The organism is Bifidobacterium thermacidophilum subsp. thermacidophilum DSM 15837 (genome assembly GCF_000426425.1).
In the GTDB taxonomy this organism is placed as follows: domain Bacteria; phylum Actinomycetota; class Actinomycetes; order Actinomycetales; family Bifidobacteriaceae; genus Bifidobacterium; species Bifidobacterium thermacidophilum.
Window position 1 is genome coordinate 63,357 of record NZ_AUFI01000012.1, and the last position, 21,715, is coordinate 85,071.

A 21,715-nucleotide genomic window follows, 5' to 3' on the forward strand; every position below is an offset into this window, starting at 1 on the left:
TCCCATGCGTGGCGGATTTTGGCTGATTTCGTCTGATTTCGGGGCTGCCTCGTTGATAAGCGGTGAATTCGTGCCACACGTAAGTTCGGATAGAATGGGCGGGTGAGATGTGCTCGTTGGATGGTGCCCTTGTGCTCAGTAATCGGTGTGGGTATTGCGTTTGGCGTGGTGATGGGGTGGTTCCCGCACACGTCGATGATTTGGCAGTATCCGTTGCAGCAGATTGACGCTCCGGCGCATTATTATTTCGTCCGCCGCATTCTGGGGGAGGGGCTCGGCTCGGTGACTCACTTGTGGCCGAATGACGCGTATTATCCGCCGCTGTTCCACATGCTGGCAGCCGGGTTGGTGAACCTGGCGTCGGTGTTCGGCGCGAAGATGCCGATTTACACGGCGGTGAACATTGTATGGCTAGTGACTTCGGGCATCGTGTGGCCGGCCGGCGTACTGCTGTTGTCCACATACTGGACACGTTTGGTGGATCCACAGGGTTGGCGGCTGTTCTCCTGCGCGATGGCGATTATCGTGCCGGTGTTGTCTGTCTCCTCGGCGAGCCACCCGTTCCTGATGCTCGCTCGCGGGCCGCTGTATGCCTACGGACTGGCGACTTCGCTTCTGCCGTATTGGCTGTATATCACGTTGCGTTTGTGCGACGCCCTGACCGACCACTGGCGGCGGCACAAGGCGGGGGCCGCGGCGGATGACAGGACTGGGCGGGGCGCACAGGCCGCCATGCAGGCAACCGCTCCCGAAACCGCTCCCGAAAGCGCGTCCGAAATCACTCCCGCGACGATACAGACGCAGACGCGGACGCGCGTATGGCCATGGGTGATCGGATTCATCGCAGTGGGCGGACTGTGCGTATTCGCCCACCCGCGCATCGTCTTCTCTGGGCTGCTGCTCATGGCGCCGTTCATCGTGCTGCGCATGCCGTGGAAGGTCATCGCGGCCCTCGCCGGCGCGGTCGTATGCGGGGCTGCGGTGCTGCTCGTATATATGCGCGGCTCCTATCAATCCAACCGGTACGGCAATCCGGCGGCATGGTTCCACACCTTCGTGCCGTCGCGCACGGTGCCTCAAGCGTTGCGCACCTTCATCACGGACAACATCTCCGGCCCGGGCGGGTGGTTGATGGCGGGAGTGACCGTGCTCGCGCTGGTCGTCATCGGCTACGTGATTGCACAACCGCATCAGGTGTTCAAGCGCGCTGATTCCGACGCTGCTCATCCCGGTGAAAGCGGATACCGCAACACCCGTAGGGATGCGATTGCGCTGGTCGTCGCATGGCTGCTGCTCATGTTGCTGTTCGTCTGCTCGACCTCGTTGACCGGGTGGTTCCCGAATATCGTCGCCGCTGCCTGGTACCGGGCTGAAACCCGGCCGTTGAGCATGATTCCGTTCGGTGTGATTCCGCTGCTGGTCTTCGCCGCGTGTGCGGTGGCGGGCGGTGACGGATCGGTGTCGGTCCCGATGCCGTGGAAGGGTGGTGGCCGTGTGCGTAGCGGTGGCCGTGTGTGCGGCGACATCCGACTAACGCGTACCGCCCGGCAGAGCATCGTTGTGGTCGTGCTGGCGGCGCTCGCCGTCACCTGCCAGTTCGGCAATACGGAACGGGCGGCGTTGTCGCAATCGGTGTATCACAACGTGCAACTGACCGATGAGCGGCCGGACGAACAGTTGACATCCAGCAAGTATCGAGCGCTCGGCGAGGTCGTGAAGGTGACCGGTACGCGCGCGGTCGTCATATCCGATCCGCTGAACGGCTCGATGTACGCGGTAAGCCTGTACGGGGCCAACATGCTGTACCCGATTTACAACCCGATGAAAGAGAAAAACGGGGCGATTTTCGAGCAGACCGAGCTGTCCTTCGCCTCGGGAGATAACGCGCGGCTGCTCAATACCGTGTGCCCGCTGGGTGGCGACGACACACCCACATATTTCCTGACCATGGGGCCTCAGGCGCCGAGCCTGCAAATGTTCACGTTCCGCCAGCAGTTCGACCCGTTCCACGACGAAGGGCTGATTGCACAATATGAGCGCCACGGCACGCTCGTCAAAGTGCGTGATCTGGGCCAATACGGGCGCGGTTGGGCGCTCTACCGCTTCGGATGCGGCGTCGTGCGCGGCTGATGTTGGCGGAGAAATCGTGCGCCGGTGTGACTTTCAGCGGCAGGTGGCCATGCTGTAAGCGCGCGGATGCCATCGTTATCATGCGTCGTACGCAAGATCGCGAGCGAAGCCTGAAATCTCCTCTTACAGCGGCGTGTCTACTCTTGCAAACATTTGCATGATGATAGATTGATGTTACGTCATGCTGCCTGATGCATGATACAGCTCGGTTTCGTGGACATTCGAAATCGTGAAATCCGAACGAATCGATGGAAAGAGGCGATGATGGCAAAGAACAAGAACACGAAAAAGGCGTTTGATGACATCAATTTTGCGCTTGTCAACATTATCTTCCTGCTGATCCTCCTTGTATCGATGATTCCAAGAGGCGAGTGGGTCCTCATGGCGTTCATTTGTGTGCTGATGCTGCTCAACATCGTCATGATGATAACAGGCAACGCCAAAAAGAACACCAAGCAAGATGACAATGCGGGCAAGGCCGAACAGATTCAAACTGAGTGACGGCTCAAACCGCAGCAGCGGGGGTGCTGGGAAGGCAGAACGTCATTGTGGTCGATCAACGCTGACGACAACGGTGCTGACGATTTTGTCGGCGAAGGTTTGCCGTTGACTGTCCAACAGCGGCCAAAGGAAGCCGATGCACAACGACGCGAAATCAGCGAGATGCGCCAGTTCTCGCAATCCCATTCTCAGGGCTGATATCGGGGCGCCGGATTCCTGGTCGAGCACTTGCAGACGCAGAAGCTGGTGCGCCCATGATTGCCCGTTGCGTGTGGATAAGGCGGAGATGACGCCGGCAACAAGCAGACTGGCGCAGCCGATCCAGGTTTCAGCGGCTCCGCCCGGTGAGGATTTGCCGAACAGCAGGGTGCCGATGAGCTGCGAGAGCAACGATGCCGGCAGTACGATGCGAAGGATATACGCCGCGGCTCGGCGCAGCCAGAGGGTGAACATCGTTGTTCCTTTCCGTCGACGGCCGAGCAAGAGGTATTGCAAGGACTTACCGGCCGTGCTGTGAGGTCGTATTGCCAAGTGTAGTGGTTGGAGCGGCGGCGCGCGGATTATGCCCGTGCCGAGAGACTTGCCGTGGGTGTACGAATTGGCCGATAGCCCCATATCTAGCGCCCATTTCGCATGTTATGCAAAACCCCGGATGCCTTGCAATGCTTGGCTTCCGGGGTACCTGTGCGGAGGATACGAGCCACTGACTAATACTGCCGTCAGTCCTACTGCCGCAACGGTTTTGGCTTACCTGTGAAACCGCTTACCAAATAATTCACCAAACATTCAAGGGGTTCAAACGGTTCAATACGGTACCGGCGTGTCGTGTTCAACGTCGAACGGGCCATGTGCCGGAACTGCCGGGGCGGCCGATTGACGTGCCTGTACTCCCATGATAGTCGTATCCGCGGGGTGTCGGCGAGCGCCCGCGTGTGGTGTGTAGCGTGTGGGTAAGAGGACGGGCGGGGTGGATGCCTTCGGCGGTTCCCATGCACCCATCCCCGTCCGCTTGACATGCACCATGGTGTTGCACGTCCGGTGCCATGCCCGAGCTGGAACTGACATTGCTGTATACGTCGGCATGGCATCCCGGCACTTGTCCTGTGGCTACCGCCCGCCCCGTGCCGTACCACCCATTATACCCCTACCGGGTATATTCGCGTGTGGTCCGCCGTGCCATCGTGGCGTGGGGTGTGATACGATGAAGCACGTTCCTTGGCTTTGTTTGTGTGACAACGGCAATTTCCTGGGACACTGCCGTGGCGTTGCTCAATCAACGCCACGGCTTTTCTTTTGCCTGCCGGGTGGTGTCACGTCCGGTTCCAACAGTTTGCGTAGGTCGCGTACATGCAATGCGTCACCGATGCGTATCGCCGTCTCCAAGGTCATGTTCTTCGGCGGTAGGAACCCGGTTTCGTAGTCGCCTATGCGGTGTGCGCTGATTCCCGTGAGTTCACCTACTTCGCGTTGTGTCATGCCTTGCGCTTTGCGTAGGTCTCTGATTCCCATGTTGCTCACCTCCTCGGGTATCCGTGTCCCTGCCGCCCATGCTACTGTCCTGCCGCCGGTGGCGCTCGCCGGTGTGGACCATGTGGGCCGCCGGTGTGGACCGCGGGAACCCTTGGAAATATTGATGTGGACCATGTGGACCATGTGGACCGGCCCATAAGCAAGACAGGCGCCACAGGCAAGACCGCCGAAACAGCACAAGGGCGAGGGCATAGTAGGTGACAGTAGGTAAGAGTAAGGGCATAGTAGGCAATGGCATGGATGCCACAGGCAAGCACCGTAGCCGACGGGCGACGGCACCATGGTTCCCACATCGGAGGCAAGCGTGGGCCACAAGGGTACGCACAATCCGAGTACCCCACGCCTGAGGCCGGCACTCCCCGCCCACCACCTGCCATACAAGCCGGGCATACCGTAACCATTGATGACGGCATTCAGACACGACAACCAAGAACAGGAACATGGATACGAACGTGGATATGAACATGGACACGCCGGTGACGCGACCGGGGTGGGGAGCCTCCCCCCGAGTTCCGCGCATGGCCGCAAGCGGTTCCCGTGCTGACGGTGAATGCGCCCGTGGACTATTTTGAGCTTAGCGTGACAACACCACGACACGCCTGAAACGCCAACGGTTCAAGCTGTTTCGTTTTCCCTCTACGCCACCGCGTTATGTCTGCTGTTCGCCCGGTCAGGATGTGGGTTGCTTCCCAGTGTCTAGGTATCCCATGGATGTCGGGCGCGGGTGTGAGGCGTTCGGGCGTTCTGACGCCTGTTCCCGGATGCCGGGGTATGCTTCATCATGCGTACCGCCTGAACAGCGGGCGGGCATGAAGAGAGGACGCGAATACCATGGGTTGGCTGTGGTTCGGTATATTGTGCGCGAGTATCGCCGGCATGATCATCTTCTACTTGGTCATTAAGAACGCCGTACGTAACGGCATCTGGGAATCAGGGCTTGTCGATTGGAAAGAACGATACCGGAAATACCATGAAATGCATGGCAGTACAAGCCTGTCATTAGAGCAGTTGTATGCCCGGCACGCCGCTGAACGGAACAGTGACGGCAGTCCCCTGCCCTCTCATGAGATTGAACGGCGGGTACGGGATGAAGCTGAGGCGAAAATGGATCGTAGTAACCTGAATGTCTTCCTCGGTGTCGGTTGTGCCGTGCTGATCATCATCGGTATGATCGCCGCGATATGGGGTGCCGACAGCATGACCCATGACAACAGTTCCAATGACCTGTCGGACTATTCGGATTATTCGTCGCAATACTGATACCGTGTATCGATGCTGTCATGGGATGGGCCCCGCCGTCGAGACGGGGCTCATCCTTATGCCGTCCGCCGAGGTGTCCCCGTGTGCGGCCGGCTGTCGTCTGGGGTGGTTGGTCCCTGGCTCACGATGGTTGGCGTAGATGCTGTAGCGGCCCACGTTGACGCCTTGCGTATCAGCGCATGACGGTATGCATGGCGCCCCTATGCGCCCCGCCTGCGGCCCATGCGGACCAAAATAAAACGGGCGCGGACGGTCGGCGTCTGTACGTCTCCCGTCCACGCCCATACGGGCTTACGTGCGGGTCATCTCAGGCCGTGCACGGGACCGCCCATAGTTGGCCGGTCGGCTTTTCGACGTATTCATGTGTCGCGCCGAAATGCCGCGCCCTCTCGATAGCCTCGGGCGTGGCACAATCGGGGCATGTGAGGGATGTGATATACCCGTTGCTCCGGTCGCCCACCCAATCGCCTGTCAGGTCGAACGGGCGTCCGCACACCCCGCAACGCATGGGGCACTTCCACCATGGTTGCGCGGCCAAGAGCTCGATGGTCATCATCCGGTTGAACTCCTCGATCGTCTTTTCCCCGGCCATACCCGTGTCGCTTCCGGTCCTGTCGGCTTGTGCCATGCTTCTCCTTTCACGTGATAATCGTGTCTAATTGTCTAAACCCTTATGGCAGTAGGGTTAGCGGTGTCTATATGCGTGTCTATGTGTGTGTCTAATTGTCTACCTTTCAGTCTGCCAACCTCCATATCGACGCCGTCAGGCTGCCACGCAGTTCGACGCATTCGAGCTTCCCGGCCGTCTCGAGGTCGGCGAGCGCATCGGCCACATACTCACGGTATTTTTGTGTGATGCCGTTCTTGATGGTGTTCCCGTCCACCGTCCTGCCTTGGTTCTTGGGTTTGTTCAGGAACGTGAGGACCTTCTCGGCCGCGGTGGCCTTGAGCTCGCTCTCGGTCTCGCGCGCCTTGCGCTCGCCGGCGCGTTTGAAGCGCGCCTTGCGGGCCGCGTCGTTCACGGCCTTGGCTTCCCATTGTTCTTGGCATTCGCGTCGGACCTTGTCGGAATGCTCCATGATCGCGCCGGACAGTTCCCAATCTTGTGACGTGATGGTGTGCCGGTCGGTCCTGTCGGGGTCACAGAACGGTAGCAGCATGGCGACTTTGAATCGGGTCTCATCGGTGTGCGCCATGAACGGGTCGGCCAGCCCGTGCCGGTTGGTTTCGGCGTTCCTTCGTTCCACGTAGGCGATCGCCTCACGGGGCGGGTACATGTCCCACCATGCCCACCTGTGGAGGTTGCCGGTGTCGTCCTGTTCTTCGAGCAGACGGCCGATGCTGCCGTATTGGTAGAGGCGTGAAAGCACGGCCGGGTCGATGGTGGGGAACCATGACGTGTCGCCGATCAACGGGGTGATACGTTCGCCGCTCTTATGGTCGAGCCCGTACGGGTCTCGCGCGTCGGACCATACGAACCGTTGCGGCAGCCCTGTACCCTCGCCGTCGAACAGGATGCCCGCATTACTTGGCTGCACGTCCACGATCGCGTTCAGCGTGTATCCGAAACTCGGCACGGTAAGGCTTGTTTCATCATGCCGTGTCTTGCCGCCTATGTCCTCGTTGCTCCATGCCGACGTCAGCGTGGGCAGCAGTGTGGAGTTCTGCCGTCCCATGGCCGCCCCCAGATTCCTGACTTCGGGGATTCTCAGCAGCACGCTGCCATGGTCGCACACGGGCACGTTTGCCGTCTTGCCGTCCTCCGCTTTGATCTGCTCCCATTTGACGAACGAGGAAACGACACCCTCGCCCGACGCCGGTTGTATGGTCAAGGCGCCATGCAAGTCGGGGAACAGCCGTCGGGCGATCCCGTATGTGCTTCCCTTGCCTTCGCCGGCATTGCCGACAGCCGCGACGAACAGGTTATGCCCCAGCACCGGGCCATACCCGTATAGCGGGCCGCCACCGCGCGAGTACGGGTTCATGGTCGTGACCACGTTCGGCGGCAACGCGGCCGATACGAGCGACATCGTGTCGCATAGCAACAGCCATGGCGATCGCTGTTGACCGCGCGCCGTGTCCCTGATACGGGTAAGCCAACGTGCCGCCTCCCAGAACCCCGTATCGGGGTCCACGCGGGTGTCCATGCCATCGTCGTCCGCGTCCATGACGCTGCCCGCGTCCGTATCCATGCCCTTGCCCATGCCCGTGTCCGCATGGTGGACGGTATCCGTGTCGGGCGTGCCGCCCGTATCCGTATCGCCGGGGGTGTCGGGCGGGGTGGCGCTCGCCGGCATGAGAAGCGTGTCGAACCATTCGGTTCGCATGTCGTGCGTCATGACGGTATCGGTCGTGTCGTGCGCCTTGCCGTGCGCCTGTACGAACGTGAGCGTCCCCACGACGGGGGCGAGCTTGTCGCGGACCTGCCGCGCCCACTTCAACCCGCTTTCGTCCTTGTCCACGACGGCCACCACGGTCGCGCCGGCGAGCGCCCCGCGGATGTTGTCGAGGCTCACACGATGGGCGAACGCGCCGGCCCCGCCGATACCGCTCATGGCGGGGTAGCCCATCGCCCACAAGGTGGCCGCGTCCTTCTCGCCCTCGGTGAGGAACACCGGGTGTCCCGGCATGTATTCGGCCGCCTCATGGGAACGCCACAACGGGTGGGCTCCTGCCGCGCCCGTGCTGTTGATCCGCTTGTCGGGTCGCCGGTGGACCTTCGCCCCGTCGGGGTACGTGTAGGTTACGCCCTGTGGCGTGTCGTACGCCATTATCTCGGTGCCGTTGCTCCGGTAGTCGGATGCCGGCACGCGAAGCATGTCCATGAGCTTGTCGGCGTAATCGCGTCCGCCGCCGCATTCCCGGCAGCACAACAGTGTCGCCCGCTCGTACGGACTGTACAGGACCTGTAGCCCACCTTCACGACCACATACGGGGCATTCAGCCCAGACAGGCCCGCAACACGGCTCGGTGATCCCCAAGGACGCGCATATGTCTTTGAACTGTCTCGGCAATGCCGGTAGCGTGTTCGACGGCACGTAGGGGGCGGGCATGGCGTACGGGGCGCCCACGGTCGGCGCGATGGTTTCGGTGTGGCGCTCGCCGGCCAGACTGTGTGCCTGTTTGGCGGCCCATTCGCGTATCCACCTGTCGTAACGGTTATCGAAGTATCCGCCCGGTTCGCCCGCTTCGAGTGGTTCGTCGTACAGGTCGTTCAGGGTCAGACTGATGGCCTCGACGATCTGCCCGGTCAGTCCCGTGTCGTTTGGGTCGTGCATGTCGCATATCAGCGTCCGCCCGTCCCGGTAGGTCACATGCACCGACGGGTCGTCATCCGGCGTGTGCAACGGGCATTGCATCATGTAGTCGTCCGCGTGGTTCTGCCGGACCTTCAACCCGTGGCCGGCGGCCGCATCCAAAACGCGGCGTATCGAGGTGATGCCGCTCACGCGCTCACCCCCCAACGGGTTACGCTACCGTAACCATATCCATGGCGCACGGTAGAATAGGGGGTATCCTTCGTGCCTCTCGCGTTACCGCGGGGGGCTCTTCTGTATGCGGTGGCCACGTTCACGCCTCCCCCATGAGTTCCTTCATCGAGGCGTACGAAATGAAGAACATGCGTCCGATCTTCCTCGCCTTGACTTCCCCCCGCCGGATCATCCCGTATATGATCCTGTTGTCACGAGTCCCCATCAGCCGCATGGCCTCGGTCACGGTCACGGCAATGGGTTCGAGGTCATCGACGGTCTTGGTTTTCCTTGTCCGCTTCGCCTGCTTCGGCTGCTTCGGGGCGGTAGTGGTCTTGGCCGCATGATCAATAAGAGATACGACGCCTTCCATGGCGTTGTCCTTTCCGGCACAGGGTACACGAAGATACGGGTACACTCATGCCAAACACTGATATTGTTGGATATTTTTCCCGGCGTATCGTCGCGCGTGCCGCCCGCTATTGCCCGACGCGGGTCATCGTAAGGCTTGGAAACTTTCGCGGCTCCAAGCTGCCGTACCCCCCAATATATAACCCATGTGAAGACCGGTGATACCACGGCGTGTCGTTTTCATGCGTCGTGTATAAGCGGGTTGCCTGAGACAAATAGACAATTAGACACCGGTTAGACACACAATTAGACACCGTCAGCCCTACTGCCGTAAGGGATTAGACAATTAGACACCAGAAACGGGGGAAAGAAACGCGGGGACGATGGTGCACCTTTGCGCGTCACCGTCCCCCGCGTATGCCCTACGCCGCCGCCTTACAACAGTCGTTCGGGCTATGGGCGTCCTATCGCGCCGCCCGGCGTGATCTCATGCCATCGGTAGCCGGGACCGGCGTCGGCGAGCGCCCGGCGTATCCAATGGTCGCAAGCCGCCGCGAACTGTCCGGCGTGTTCGGGTATCGCGTCGATGGACGCGGCGGTCACTTCCCCGTCGCCGTCCGCGGCATATTCCCCGCATACGTACCCTTCGAGGTCGTCGCGGAATATCTCGCAAGACAGCCCGAGCGTATCGCATGTGATCCTCCCGACAATGGTGGTGCCGGGTTTCACCGTGTCGTTCTCCCTGACGTATTCCCCGCACATGGTGGTGTTCCTTTCCTAGGCCTGCCCGTCCCGCCTGCGTTTCAGGTAATCGTCGTACGCCTGTACGGGATCGCCGCCATCCACGGGCGTGAAGAATGATGCAACGAATAGCGGGGTAGTACTGCCGAAGATTTCTTTTTCCTTGATCAGAGCGTGTCTGATCATCGAAACGCGGCGCGCCGACAACCCCGGTATGGGCCGCTCGGGCGGAATAGCATCCCATTCCACCGTCTCGAGCTCGCGATATCTCGGGTTGCGTACCTGTTTCGTGCTCTTCATCTCCGGGCCGGCGAGGTAGTCGCGGAACACGCGCACACCGTCTTTCATACCTTGTTCGGCCATGAGCAGCACAAGCCGTACGGCGTCAGTTGTCTTCACTGGCTCGTCAGGGTGGACCCCCGCCTGTTCAAACATCGGATACCATTTCGTAAAGCGTTCACGATCGTACACGCTCTGCACCACTTTGTAATCTTCTTCATCTAGCACTTCCAAGTTCAGTGACCTGAGTGCTCCGGCGCTCCACTTCCTGACGGTCGAATAGTCGGGCTTGTAGTCCATCGTGATGATAGGCCAGAACCCGTCAATCCCTTTTATGAAGAGCTTATGATCATTGGTTAACGCTTCCAACCGGTTCAGCGCGCCCGTCAGATACGCCCAACGTGTCAGGAACCGCACGTAAACCCAGCCTTCCCCCGCCGGATATTCAGGGTGGGACAGGAACCCGTCATAGAACATGCCGGCCGCCTTGCGTTCAAGCGCTCTAGGCTCTTCGCCTTCACTCGTGTCGTCAATATAAGCGTATCGGTACAGTTCCGGGTAATCCGCTCGAAAATCAAAGCCTTCCAACGCTAAACCATGACTACGCATATCCGCCGCCTGATATAAGCGTTTCACGTGCTCAACGAATGACGGCGCGGCTTTCCGCCCATTCAACCAATACGCGTATACGAATAGGGTTATGATAACGCCGTATTGCGCGATATTCATCACCGTCCGGCGGAACCGTCCCGCGTCTTCCTTGCTTACCCCACTTGCCCGATTCATTAACGATTCTCCTTTCCGTCATGCAACACCGTGATGGTCTCCAACCGTTGCGCCGGCGGCATGGCCGCCAACACCCGCGTCACCGTGCCGGCGTCCACACCATCGAGCATTGCCACACGATCGGCAACCGGCATACCGGCGAGCGCATTGGCGAGCGCCGCCACATTGTCGCCGCCCGTCGTCGTGCCACTAGTGCCGGTAGTAGATTCCCGTGTCGGCGTGTCGTGCGGCGTGTCGGGCGCGGCGGCGTGTGATGTATCCCATTCGGCTTGGATTTTCTCGGTGATTTCCCGGCGTCCTTCATCGGTCGAGTGTTGGTAGTGCATGGCTGTTTTCGCCTGCGTATGCCCGCCAGCGCGCATGACCTCGATCAGGCTGTTCGTACTGTGGCCGACGGACGTCAGCCCCGTGTGCCTGAAATCGTAGAGACGGAACTTGCACGCGTCCAAACGGGGGACATACGCCCGCGCCCGGTAGAACGCGTTTCGCACGGTCTGATCACGGATCAATTCCCGTGTGCGCTCGCCGGTGAACAGCCAAGCGTCGGGCGTGTCGTCTACGAAACGGTCGAGGTGGGCGCGGATCATCGGGATCATGAACGGTGGTATGTCCATGTCGCGGACGCTGCCCTTGGTCTTGGTGCTGCCGGCGGACATGATCTTATGCCCGTCGCGCGTGATCTGCTTGGCGCTCTTGGTGATGTGGATCACCCCGTAGTCCGTGCCTGTGTCGGGTAGTACGACGTCTTGCCGTTGCAACGCGTATGCTTCGCCCGGCCTCATGCACATCACGCCGCATAGGTAGATGATCAGTGCCATGCGGTCGGGCATGTGGTCGGCTATCGTCTGTATCTCCTCGGGGGTGGCCGACCCGTTGGCGATCTCCCTGTCGGGCCGGTCAACCCTGATGACGACGGGGTTCCGGGTCAATAGTGGTTCCCCTGTGTTCTGCCATGGTTTTGTGCACGCTTCGAGGAACATGGCGTGAATCAGCTCCCATACGTGGTGTTTGATCGACTGCCCTTCGCCGGCCTTGCCGACGGGCATGGAATCTGCCCATTCTTGTATGTCCCGTTCCGTGAACGCCGTCATTGGCTTGTCCGCGAACAATGGCAGCAGATAGTCACGGAGGTATTGCCGGTACTTGTCCTTGGTTGTCGGGGCGATCGGGTCACCGTTGCGTTTCCTGTGATGCTCGAGGTAGTAGTCGGCGTATTCCTTGAACGTGGTCGTGTCTGCCTTGGTCTTGGCTTCCTCGAGCTCGGGCGGTTCCCATACGCCCATGTCGATGGCCTTCTCGGCGGCGTGTATCCAATTCCACGCGTCGGCTTCCTGTGTCAGCTTGAAATTCCTGTAGATTTTCTTCTTCGGCTCCCCGTTCTTTGCTGTCAGCTGTTTCGGCCATTTCTTCCATGCGCCGACCGGTACAAGGTATTGCGCCTCGAGGTATCTCGGTTTCGCTTTGCTCGGTTTCGGGTATACGCTGCCGAATGACGATCGCCTGACCATGGGTGTCCTCCGTTCCCATGCCCCCGCCGGTGGGATGTTTGGTAAAACATGGTCGGCTTGATGGGGCTACCAAACAATTCACCAAACATCATACGCATTTCAATGGCCCTACAGGGCATAAAACGTATTTGCGACATGAACGCGACAACGGCGGAAAATCAAGGGAAATCGTTGAAATTCCGCCGTTTTTCGGCATGAAAAAAGGGCTTTCAGCTTTCACTGAAAACCCTGTTGGCGGAGGATACGAGATTCGAACTCGTGAGGCTGTTACACCAACACGCTTTCCAAGCGTGCGCCATAGACCACTAGGCGAATCCTCCATTGCTTGTGGAAACGCGCCTGCGCGCGTAACCGGGCAACTCGAATAGAGTACCACGAACTATCGGACATGCAAACCCGCGTGGGTGTGTCGCGCGCGATGCACCGCCCTTCACGCGGATGTCCTACACTTGGAGGTATGTCCATCGCATCACAGGAAGCACTTAAGCAGCTCGACCGTATTGTCGCGCTCGGCTACCCTGATGTGGCCGATATGAGCGCGGAGGCATTCCGCGCGCTTGCCCGCCCGCTCATCAGCGCGCTCGAAGACAGCGACCTCGGCGCGAATATCCTGCTCGTGCCTACGCGCGAGTTAGTGTCGCCGGAATCCCTGATCGCACGAACCAGCATCAACCGCATGGCCGGTTTCACAACGATGCCGCCGCGCGATATCGCCAGTTTTCTGCCACAAGACGGTTGCGAACCGCCGGAAGGCCCGTTCTACCTGGTCATCGACCCACACACGGGCACCGCGTATATCAACCGTGAACCAGATGTCGCGCGCAAACTTATCGACTCCGATGAGCGCCTGCCGCTCACACTTGAGGAGGGGCTCGCCATTGCCACCCAGCATCCGGACTGGCTGGTGGAGAAAAACGGGTTCAACCTGCTCGGTTCGCGCAGTGCCGACGGCCGCGCGCCCAGCATCTGGATGAGCCAGAACGCTCCAAGGCTGGGAGCCGTGTGGCCGAATTCGCGGCACACATGGTTGGGAAACGCCTACTGCCGTTCGCGCTGCGGGGTTTCGCCCTTCCACTGGGCGTGATTATTGGGCGTGCTCACTAGTCATGGCTACTGGGCGTAGTCATTGGACGTGATTACCGGGCATTGCGCGCCCGTAATCAGCCCGCGACTGGTTCACGACCAGCCCGCTCTACTGTCGCATCCACTCCTGATCATCGAGTTTGTCGAGCGTCCGTAACAACGCATCGACATGTCCCTTCGCCCGCACATTGTATTTCGCAACGCGGATGATGCCATCGCCGTCAATCACGAAGGTCGAACGGATTACGCCCAGACGCACTTTGCCATATAGATTCTTCTCGCCATATGCGCCGTAGAGACGATGCACAGTCAGATCAGGATCTGACAGCAACGGGAACGTCAGATGGTCGCGCTCCCGGAATCGCGCAAGCTTGTCGAGCGGATCCTTCGACACGCCGAGCACGGTAAAACCGAGTGCCGACAGGCGCGCAAGATTGTCGCGAAAATCGCAGGCTTCCGTCGTGCATCCTGGGGTCATCGCCGCAGGGTAGAAATACAGGACGATGTTCTTGCCCCGCAGTGCGGACAGGGTAACGGTATCGCCCGTGTCGCCGGGAAGCGTGAAATCCGGGGCCGTCTGCCCGGCTTCGAGCCGTACGGGCTCCTGGTGTGCGTTGTCTGTCATTGTGTCTCCTTGTCATTATTGGCGGCGATCGGCCATCCAAGCGAGCGGAGCGCATCGGCCGCGTCAATGAGCGGGATTCGCTCCTGCTCGACGCGCAGATGGGTTGGGCCGTCGGACAAACCGGATTCGTCGGATTGCCCGACGGCCTCGCCGCATGTGAGCAGATAGAGCTCACGCTCGCCAAAGTCAAGTGTAGGCGTCGCCTTGGGCTCGCGCGAAGTGAGCGGTGTGCTGGTTGAGGTGAGATTGGTACCGAACCATGAGTAGCGCTGGTAGGCTTCTAAATCCATGAACAGCGATTTGCAGCGTACCCCGGTGTGTCGTACGGCGTCGAGGATTTCCAGGCCGTCGGCGTCCATATCACCCCAATAGACGACCTGCGGACTGGAATCATCCCCGTCGTCCGGTCTTGCGGTGGTAAGCCACGGCAGTAGCAGCGCGATTGATGCCAAAATCGCCTTACCGGCTCCCCAAACGCACAATCCGTGCGCAATGTCGGGCATGGATTGGTAGGTATCCTTATTCTCCACGATGATGACATATCGGATATCGCGCTCGCCACCGGGCCGCCACGGCCTGGTGATCATCATTTCTGGTTCGTCCGAGTAGGCCGGGTCAAGCCAGCGCATACGAAGCTCCGGCGGGCGGTCAGACAATCCCAGCGAATCCTTGCCGCACAAGGTGCAGATGACGTTGCGGCGATGCGTCTGATCAAGCCATTTCGCGCTGAACCCGGCGAGCGGGACTTGCCGTGGAGTCAACCCGGTTGCATCGTGTGCGCCGAAGAACTGCGCGGCGCGAATCACCAGTGTGATATCCACATCCGATTCGTCGTCCAGCATTTTCGCCACAGATGCCGCGGTGTCGCGAGGAATCGAGCACTCGTCGGCCAACAGGTTGATGCGCTGGCGCGCCTTGTGGTAGTGCCGGGCGCTCGCCCGGTCCGCGATGCGCAACGCGGTCTGCTCATCCGCAACCGAAACCGTGTCGATCAACTCCACCGGCGTGACCATCAGCCGGTGCTTGTTCGTAACCGGGCAACCTTGACGTTGCGCCCATTCGCGCAACGCGTTGTTGGCCCTATGCCAGTCGGGCGCTTGGGCGGTCAGCGTGCGCTGGTCCGGCCACCTCACAGAGAAAACCAACGGCCATCGCGGTTCGGCATCATATCGACGCCGCTGTAGATATCTCGTGACGGCATCGCGGATTTCCATGGGCGCTGTTCGGGCGTTCACGCCGCGTGCGCGTATGCCGGTCATGACTGTGGCTTTCCGCTGCTTGAGGCTGTGGAATCGCCGCTGTTTGTGACATCGCTGGCTTCCACGGTATCGTCGGCGTTTCCGGCATCAGCCGGAATGCTGGAAGCCACCGTGCATGTCGACGATTTGCCAGCTGACGGATTGCGCTGCTCGAATGGTCCGCCGTCCGCATGCCCGCCGACCAGATCGAGTTCCTGCAGATGCGAATGGAGCCGCTCGTCTTTCAGCACCACATAGCCGCGCGTCGCCATCTCAAGGATTTCGCCGGTTTTGCTTTCCGGTGCGGATACGATGACTTGGAATCCCAGCCGTGGCAGCACCGCAAGTGCGCGCTGCGTGTACCGGCCGTCCGCCTTGATGAGCGCTTCGTCGAGGAACAGCGTGGTGTAGGTGGGGTGTCCGCTGATATCGCCGCCCAACAGGTAGATGAGCGCAGCCCCGTACACGAAGGACGTGAGTTCCTGCAACGCCCCACCGGATTTGCCGCCGGTCGAGGAAATGCGTTCATCGGGGCCGTCATCATGGTGGACGACCGCGTAGAAGGAGCTGCGGGCGCGAGAATCGAGATCGCGGGCGCCATACTGGCGAATTCCCGCGGTATCACGCACTTTGCCCAGCTCGCTACGCAGCAGCTCGACCATTGGTTTGCAGCTGTCGAACGCCCGTTTCTCGGTGCGGCTGTCGGAAGCGCCGCCGGATGGCTGCTCTGCCTGCCAGCTGTTGAGTCGCCCGATGGTCCGGCGTAACGTGCCGTTGAAGGCTGCGCTGCGTGGCCTGATGGTGACGTCGAGGGTGAGACTGCCGTGGCGTGGCCCGAACTGCTGGTCGCGCAGCATGGAGTTGATACGGTCGAGCTGTTCACGCACCTCGCGCTGGTCATTCTCGAGGCTCATACTCAGCTCATTGAAGTCGCGTTGCATCTTGTCCACGCTGTTGGCGATTTCCTCAGGGGTAGCCGCCTTCGCCACGATTTTGGACAGGTCTTCCAACTCGTCCTCGTAATACCGGTAGTCGTCCACCGTGGGAGTGACGGTCGTGTCGTCGGCGGCCCAGCGGGCAAGATAGTCGGACATGCGCCGTTCGACGGATGCCCGTGCCTTGTTGGCTTGAGTGGACGCCTCGCTGATGCGCTTGGTGATCGCATTGCCTACCATGCCGAGCACCCGCTCGTCGAATCGCCGGATTCCGGGTTGCCCTGGCAGAACAGTCATATGGGCCAGTTCGCCGGCCACAGAACCGGTCGCCGCGCTGTACGCGGTGGACAGCAGTTCGGTGACGGTATCCGGTAGCGTCGGCTGTTCCGCGGTGTCGGCGATCTGCCCCGCGCGTTCAGTCAGCCACGCTTCGGCGGCGTCGACGGCCTGCTGCGTGTTGGCGGCGGCGAACCGGGCGTTCGCCTGCGAGTCCAGCGCGTCCCGCAGCGCGTGCTGGAGTTGGTCGCGTCGCTCGGCGAGCTGGGCGAGTTTCGGGTCGTTGCGTAGCGTGTCGATGTCGCGCTCAAGGCGTTCCACATTCGCTTCGGTGCCGGCTTCGTCGACCTCCGTCCAAGAAAGATCGGCGATTTGCGATGACAAGGTACGCAGTTCGTCCAGATGGCTTTGCTGGCGCTTGATGTCCTCCCCATCCAACTCGCACTGCCTGAGCTGTTCGGACAGGCGGTCGATTTGCTGTTTGAGCCCGCGCAGGTACGTTTCGTCGGCGAAACCGATGACTTGGTTGATGCCTTTGGTGCCATACGAACCACGCTGACCGGCTTTAATCTGCCCATCCGGTTGGATTTGCCGGGCGGTGTCGGCGTCGTCGATATGTTCTACACACAGCGCGTCTAGCCGCCGGGATGTGGTTTGCTCGCGCAGCCATCCCAAGAATGGAGAATCCTCGCGGAACCGCAGTTTTCCGGACAGCCGATTGTCGCGCTCGCTGTCCTCCCCGTGTTCTTTGGCGCCGCTTTGATAGTCGATATCGTCGATATCAATGAACTGCCAAGTGCGGCGGAACATGGTTGACGGGTCGATGGTGCTGACTTTTCGGGCGAATCCCCGCTCGTAACGGCGGTCGACCAAAATGATCTGCGCAATAGGACCATAAGCCACGTTCATCGCGGTACGCCACCGCTCTTCGTCTTTGCGCACGTCCATCAGCTCGGCGACATAGGGAAGATCGCGCTCGCTCAGCCCGGTCGCCTGCGCAATCGCCGCGCGGTCGTCTTCCATGTCTTGCGTGATACGGGTGCGCTTGCGGCTTTGCCGTTCGAAATCGCGCTTGATCGGGTCAAGACGGTCGGTGATGCCTTTGCGGCGGACCACGCAAGCGTCCCGCTGTCGCTGGAACTCATCGCGTTGCACGTACGCGTCCTCAATGAAATCCTGGGCTTCCTGCCGGCGCTGTTCCCACGATGCCTCGGATTGGGGCATCGGCTCGTCCGCCCGAGCGAACGCCTGTCGGATGCGCCCGACGGTATGACGCATCCGTTCCAGCTCCTGCAACATCTGCTCATGCTCGTTTTCCAGATGGGTCAGGGTGTCGCCGCCGGCGCCGTGCATCATCTCGGTGACTTCACCGAGTTCGCGTTGCATGTTTTCGACTGTCGTATCGGCTTTGTGACATTGCTCCTGCTGCCTCTCCAGCTCGCGGCGATCCTGCGGCAGCTGGTCGCGTACCGCGGACGCCAACCGGGAGAACACCCACGAGCGCAAGGTGGTCAATCCGGTGTCATCTTGCGGATCGGTGACCCGCAGATCACGCGCCTGCCTGGCCGCTTTATCGTATTCGGCGTGTTCGTCGCGGATTTCACGCAAGGCGTCCATCTGTCGGGTGTTTTCTTCCATACTGCGGAAGTTCTCGGCATACCGGTCGTAATCCTCAACCGCCTCGCGCGCCTTGGTCAGGGCGTTCGGGACATCGAGCACACCCTGCTTGAAAATATCGTCAAGCCGCGAAGGCGCATCCGCCGACTGGATTTTGTACAGCAACCGGCATGCGGCGGCTTTCAATCCCATGCGTGTCCACACGGATTCATGGAAGTTTTCCGCGTTCGAATACACCGCGCACCCCGGATACACCTTGCGCAATTGGTCGGCGGTGAACGGTGAGGACCGGTAGCCGTCCATCTTTCGCGGGTCGATTTCATGGTTCCAGGACACGTATTGGCGCCGTACGCTGCCGCGCTCGTCGCCGGGGGACAGGTACAGGAACTTTGCACATGAAAGCATCTCGCCGCCCATACGGTTGACATAGGTGTCCACAATCGCGCCCCACACCGCACTCGGCGTGCCATCCTCGGCAGAACCGCGCAGATAGACAGCCGTCCCGCCCTCCGCGTCATCCGCCACGGCGGTCATGCCACGCAGATACGTGTAGTCGCTGCGTTCGGAACGCCCGGAATTCGAGGCCTTGTTGAACGCCGTGCCAGCAGGGTAGAGCAGGGAATTCTGCGCGTCCACCAGCGTGGATTTGCCGGATTCGCTGGCACCCGCGAGCAAGGTGATCGGCATGTCCGGGTCCATGGACGGGCGGAACACGTGGTAGCCCTCGTAGGACCCCCAATTGACCAGTTGGCGGCTGGCAAGCATCCAGTGATCGGCCATCAGTGCTTCGTCGGTCATCACAACCTCGTTTCTTCGACGGTTTGGTCGGCAGTAGCGCCGGCATTCAAACCGTCAGCGGTATTCGTGTATGTCGTGTCGGCAATATCAGACGTATCGGTATTCGCGGTTATCTGGACGTCTTCTTCGGGGTCATCCGCACTGCCAGCGGCGCTGTTCTCGCTTTCGCCCAGCCACTGTTCGGCAAGCTCGGTGGTGAGCACGGCAGGGACCAGCGGCGTGATGCAGTACATGTCATCGGTGTCTTCAACGGGGGCGAGATATCCGTAGGTCACGCACCGTGAAATCGCGATGCCGATGCGTTTCATCACGCCTTCTTCGTCATTGCGTGCGGCAAGCCAGCCGGCGCCTGTGGTCAGCGCGGCGCGGATGTCGTCCGTGCTGATGATCCAGTCTTTGGACGATTCGCGCGAGCTCTCATGGCCGAGCACGCGAATGCGCAGCAGAGCCAGCATCGCCGCCTCCTCGCGTGTCAGCGATGCCCGGGTTTTCAAGGATCGCAGCCCCAATCCGTCCGCTGTGACCGGTCTGGCGTACATCACTTGGTATCGCGGAACATCAACCAGTTCAAGCAGGTCGTCGTTGAGTGAGCGGCGTACCTCGTCCACATGGTCCAACGCCGTCTCATACGCGTCACCGGTGATGAACCGGTCACGTTTCAGCGCGATGGCGACCGCGCGCGCGTCGGCGTCCATCGTGCTCGTGTCCCCAGGGAACAGCGCATGTGGATTGTCCGCAGGGTCGATATCCCCTATGGTGTCAGTGTCCCCGCCGGCATTCGACACACCGTCGGTCTCGCCGGAGCCGTCTTCATGGGCATCCACCATGGCATCGGCGTCGCCGTCCATGTGAGCAGTGCCCATGGCGGCCATCATGTCATCAAGTTCGTCGGTCATCGTCCCGCCCTTTCCACAAGTTCCGTGTCGCCGGATTCGCGTACATGCCGTTCGCGCTGATTCGGCCTATGCTCCTCGTCCGTCTCGCGGTCACCGCCCGTCACCGGCCGGCGTCCGTCATGCGTCCTCTTCGATAATCTCATGCAACACGCCAACGTCTGCAAGTACCGGCCGTGTACGCCATGCGCGTGTCGTACCGTCCGCGGACACGCATCGCCATGTCGAGAACTGCCCGTTATCGTCCACGCGCAAAGCCCCCAGGAAACCGACCAGTTCGCTTTCGCGGCGTTCCGAATCGCTCAACTGGTTGAAACTCGCTGCGACGTCAACCCGCCCGTCGCGCATGATCGGGTCTTGCATGATCAGCGACAGCATATGCCGCAACCGCGGTCCGCCCGCCTCGACCATCGCGCGCAAATCCACGTCGGCGAAGCCGGGATTGTCATCATCCTGAACCGACGACACGGCATCCAGGCTCGGCGGCGCTGCGAAAGCCATCGGGCGTGCCGGCCGTGTAGGTAGTGCAAGCATCGTGGCGTCGCCCACATCAAACGAATACGGGCTGGGAGAAGACGTGCCGGCCTTGATCTCTTGGCTGATTGTTGCGAACAGCCGGTTGAACGTGTCCAACGCTGTGCGATACCGGGTGTTGCTGCGCTGCCGGACCAGACGGCTCACCGCTTCGTCCGAGACGCGCACCTGATGGCGGACGTCCTCGATGCCTTCGTAAATCCGCTTCAATTCCGCCCGCACCTGATTGAGCAGCTGATTCGGCTCACCGTGCAGGTACGGGCTTTTTGCGATATCCTGCACCGCGTCATCGATTTGCCGCCGGCCCTCGTCGGTCACAATCACCTGGAACGCGTCCTCAAAACGCCGCCCGCTGTCCGACTCGCGCATCGAGCGGCGGTAGCGCTCATGGTATGCAGAAAGAATCTCGTCAACGCTCATTGAGTTCTCCTGCATACGTCGGCGCAGCGTGTCGCCGTTGTCGCGTTCCTCAAGCGCGAGCTCATGCAGGTCGACCGGTACGCCGCGCAAAGTGTTGTGCACCACGGCGATGATATCCTCGACATCCTTGTCGCTCAGAGACTCCACGGATCCACCGTTGCGGAGCCGGCTGATTTCCTGCTCGCGTTCCTTGACCTCAGACTCAAGCAGGGCGATGCGCTCGCTTGGGTCGACGGTCAGACGTTTGCGGGCGTTCTCGACCTCCATAATGATGGAATTCGCCTGGGCGCCGGACAGTGCGCGGGTCGTGTCCTCAAGCTGGGACAGCGCGTCGATTGCGCGGTGGGCGCGAGCAGTCAAACGGTACAGATAATGGTGAGAAGCGGGGTCATACGAGTTCGCGAGCCACGCGTAATCGCCTTCGCCTTCTCGAGTGAGTTCGACAAGCGTCTGATGGGCGCTGTCCTGCGCGGTTTCGCCATCTTTGAACTGCCATTCGCCGTCGTGCGCAAGTTCCTCAAGTGCGCCGGCGAGCCGCACCTCAAGCGTCTCTTTGGGCAGTTCGGCGGTCAACGGTTTGAAACAGGTGCGCAGTAGGGCGACATACGTCATCGCATGGTTGCGCAGCAGCAGCCGAAGCACGCCCGTTTCATAGACTGGCCGCAGCCGTTCCAGTTGCGCCCCCACGTCGCTCACGAAACTGCCTCCTTTTGCCTTTTGCGCCGTCGCTGCCGGTAATT

The 21,715-nt window shown here is 60.7% G+C and carries 17 protein-coding genes and 1 tRNA gene; 4 read left to right on the top strand and 14 right to left on the bottom strand.

Annotated elements, in window-relative coordinates; translation table 11 throughout:
• Positions 1–147 precede the first annotated feature (147 nt).
• On the top strand, positions 148–2,130 hold the full coding sequence (locus tag K315_RS0108020; RefSeq protein WP_238556371.1) for a DUF6541 family protein: 1,983 nt from the start codon (positions 148–150) through the stop codon (positions 2,128–2,130).
• A gap of 264 nt (positions 2,131–2,394) precedes the next feature.
• Positions 2,395–2,631 (top strand): hypothetical protein, encoded by a 237-nt coding sequence (locus tag K315_RS0108025; RefSeq protein ID WP_162142821.1) that lies wholly within the window; start codon positions 2,395–2,397, stop codon positions 2,629–2,631.
• A gap of 42 nt (positions 2,632–2,673) precedes the next feature.
• Here K315_RS0108025 and K315_RS0108030 read toward each other — a convergent pair whose 3' ends face one another.
• Complete coding sequence (locus K315_RS0108030; RefSeq protein ID WP_029576984.1) at positions 2,674–3,084, bottom strand: RDD family protein; 411 nt, start codon at positions 3,082–3,084, stop codon at positions 2,674–2,676.
• A gap of 816 nt (positions 3,085–3,900) precedes the next feature.
• Entirely contained in the window at positions 3,901–4,140 is a 240-nt protein-coding gene (locus K315_RS0108035) for a helix-turn-helix domain-containing protein (protein WP_029576985.1), read from the bottom strand.
• A gap of 897 nt (positions 4,141–5,037) precedes the next feature.
• Here K315_RS0108035 and K315_RS0108040 point away from each other — a divergent pair.
• Positions 5,038–5,421: a hypothetical protein gene (locus K315_RS0108040; protein WP_152571453.1), complete on the top strand. Its 384-nt coding sequence runs from the start codon at positions 5,038–5,040 to the stop codon at positions 5,419–5,421.
• A 307-nt stretch (positions 5,422–5,728) separates the two neighbouring features.
• Here K315_RS0108040 and K315_RS0108045 read toward each other — a convergent pair whose 3' ends face one another.
• From K315_RS0108045 to K315_RS0108075, 7 genes are all read right to left on the bottom strand, one after another.
• Positions 5,729–6,049 (bottom strand): hypothetical protein, encoded by a 321-nt coding sequence (locus tag K315_RS0108045; protein ID WP_029576987.1) that lies wholly within the window; start codon positions 6,047–6,049, stop codon positions 5,729–5,731.
• 106 nt (positions 6,050–6,155) lie between these two features.
• Positions 6,156–8,870: a toprim domain-containing protein gene (locus tag K315_RS10075; protein ID WP_029576988.1), complete on the bottom strand. Its 2,715-nt coding sequence runs from the start codon at positions 8,868–8,870 to the stop codon at positions 6,156–6,158.
• A 121-nt stretch (positions 8,871–8,991) separates the two neighbouring features.
• The gene (locus tag K315_RS0108055; RefSeq protein ID WP_029576989.1) at positions 8,992–9,264 is read right to left on the bottom strand and encodes a MerR family transcriptional regulator; all 273 of its coding nucleotides are present in this window, start codon (positions 9,262–9,264) and stop codon (positions 8,992–8,994) included.
• Between the two features lie 431 nt (positions 9,265–9,695).
• Positions 9,696–10,004 carry a hypothetical protein gene (locus K315_RS0108060; protein WP_029576990.1) on the bottom strand — a complete coding sequence of 103 codons (309 nt, stop codon included), beginning with the start codon at positions 10,002–10,004 and terminating at the stop codon, positions 9,696–9,698.
• Positions 10,005–10,019: 15 nt separating this feature from the next.
• A complete protein-coding gene (locus tag K315_RS0108065) occupies positions 10,020–11,048 on the bottom strand; it encodes a hypothetical protein (protein ID WP_029576991.1) in 1,029 nt (342 codons plus the stop codon).
• Positions 11,048–12,556, bottom strand: a complete 1,509-nt coding sequence (locus tag K315_RS0108070; RefSeq protein ID WP_029576992.1) for a tyrosine-type recombinase/integrase — start codon at positions 12,554–12,556, stop codon at positions 11,048–11,050. The genes K315_RS0108065 and K315_RS0108070 overlap by 1 nt, the downstream gene beginning before the upstream one ends.
• 232 nt (positions 12,557–12,788) lie before the next feature.
• Positions 12,789–12,876: transfer RNA gene (locus K315_RS0108075), tRNA-Ser, on the bottom strand.
• Between the two features lie 137 nt (positions 12,877–13,013).
• Between K315_RS0108075 and K315_RS0108080 the strand changes: the two genes are divergently transcribed.
• Positions 13,014–13,640 carry a DUF5701 family protein gene (locus K315_RS0108080; protein ID WP_029576993.1) on the top strand — a complete coding sequence of 209 codons (627 nt, stop codon included), beginning with the start codon at positions 13,014–13,016 and terminating at the stop codon, positions 13,638–13,640.
• Between the two features lie 108 nt (positions 13,641–13,748).
• On the opposite strand, the gene bcp is transcribed toward K315_RS0108080, so the two are convergent.
• From bcp to K315_RS0108105, 5 genes are all read right to left on the bottom strand, one after another.
• Positions 13,749–14,264 carry a thioredoxin-dependent thiol peroxidase gene (gene bcp / locus K315_RS0108085; protein WP_029576994.1) on the bottom strand — a complete coding sequence of 172 codons (516 nt, stop codon included), beginning with the start codon at positions 14,262–14,264 and terminating at the stop codon, positions 13,749–13,751.
• Positions 14,261–15,523 carry a DUF3322 and DUF2220 domain-containing protein gene (locus tag K315_RS0108090; protein ID WP_029576995.1) on the bottom strand — a complete coding sequence of 421 codons (1,263 nt, stop codon included), beginning with the start codon at positions 15,521–15,523 and terminating at the stop codon, positions 14,261–14,263. Before K315_RS0108090 ends, bcp begins: the two co-directional genes overlap by 4 nt.
• On the bottom strand, positions 15,520–19,128 hold the full coding sequence (locus K315_RS0108095; protein WP_029576996.1) for an ATP-binding protein: 3,609 nt from the start codon (positions 19,126–19,128) through the stop codon (positions 15,520–15,522). The genes K315_RS0108090 and K315_RS0108095 overlap by 4 nt, the downstream gene beginning before the upstream one ends.
• Positions 19,128–20,024 (bottom strand): DUF4194 domain-containing protein, encoded by an 897-nt coding sequence (locus K315_RS09770; RefSeq protein WP_029576997.1) that lies wholly within the window; start codon positions 20,022–20,024, stop codon positions 19,128–19,130. Before K315_RS09770 ends, K315_RS0108095 begins: the two co-directional genes overlap by 1 nt.
• 117 nt (positions 20,025–20,141) lie before the next feature.
• The gene (locus tag K315_RS0108105) at positions 20,142–21,671 is read right to left on the bottom strand and encodes a DUF3375 family protein (protein ID WP_029576998.1); all 1,530 of its coding nucleotides are present in this window, start codon (positions 21,669–21,671) and stop codon (positions 20,142–20,144) included.
• Positions 21,672–21,715: the final 44 nt, after the last annotated feature.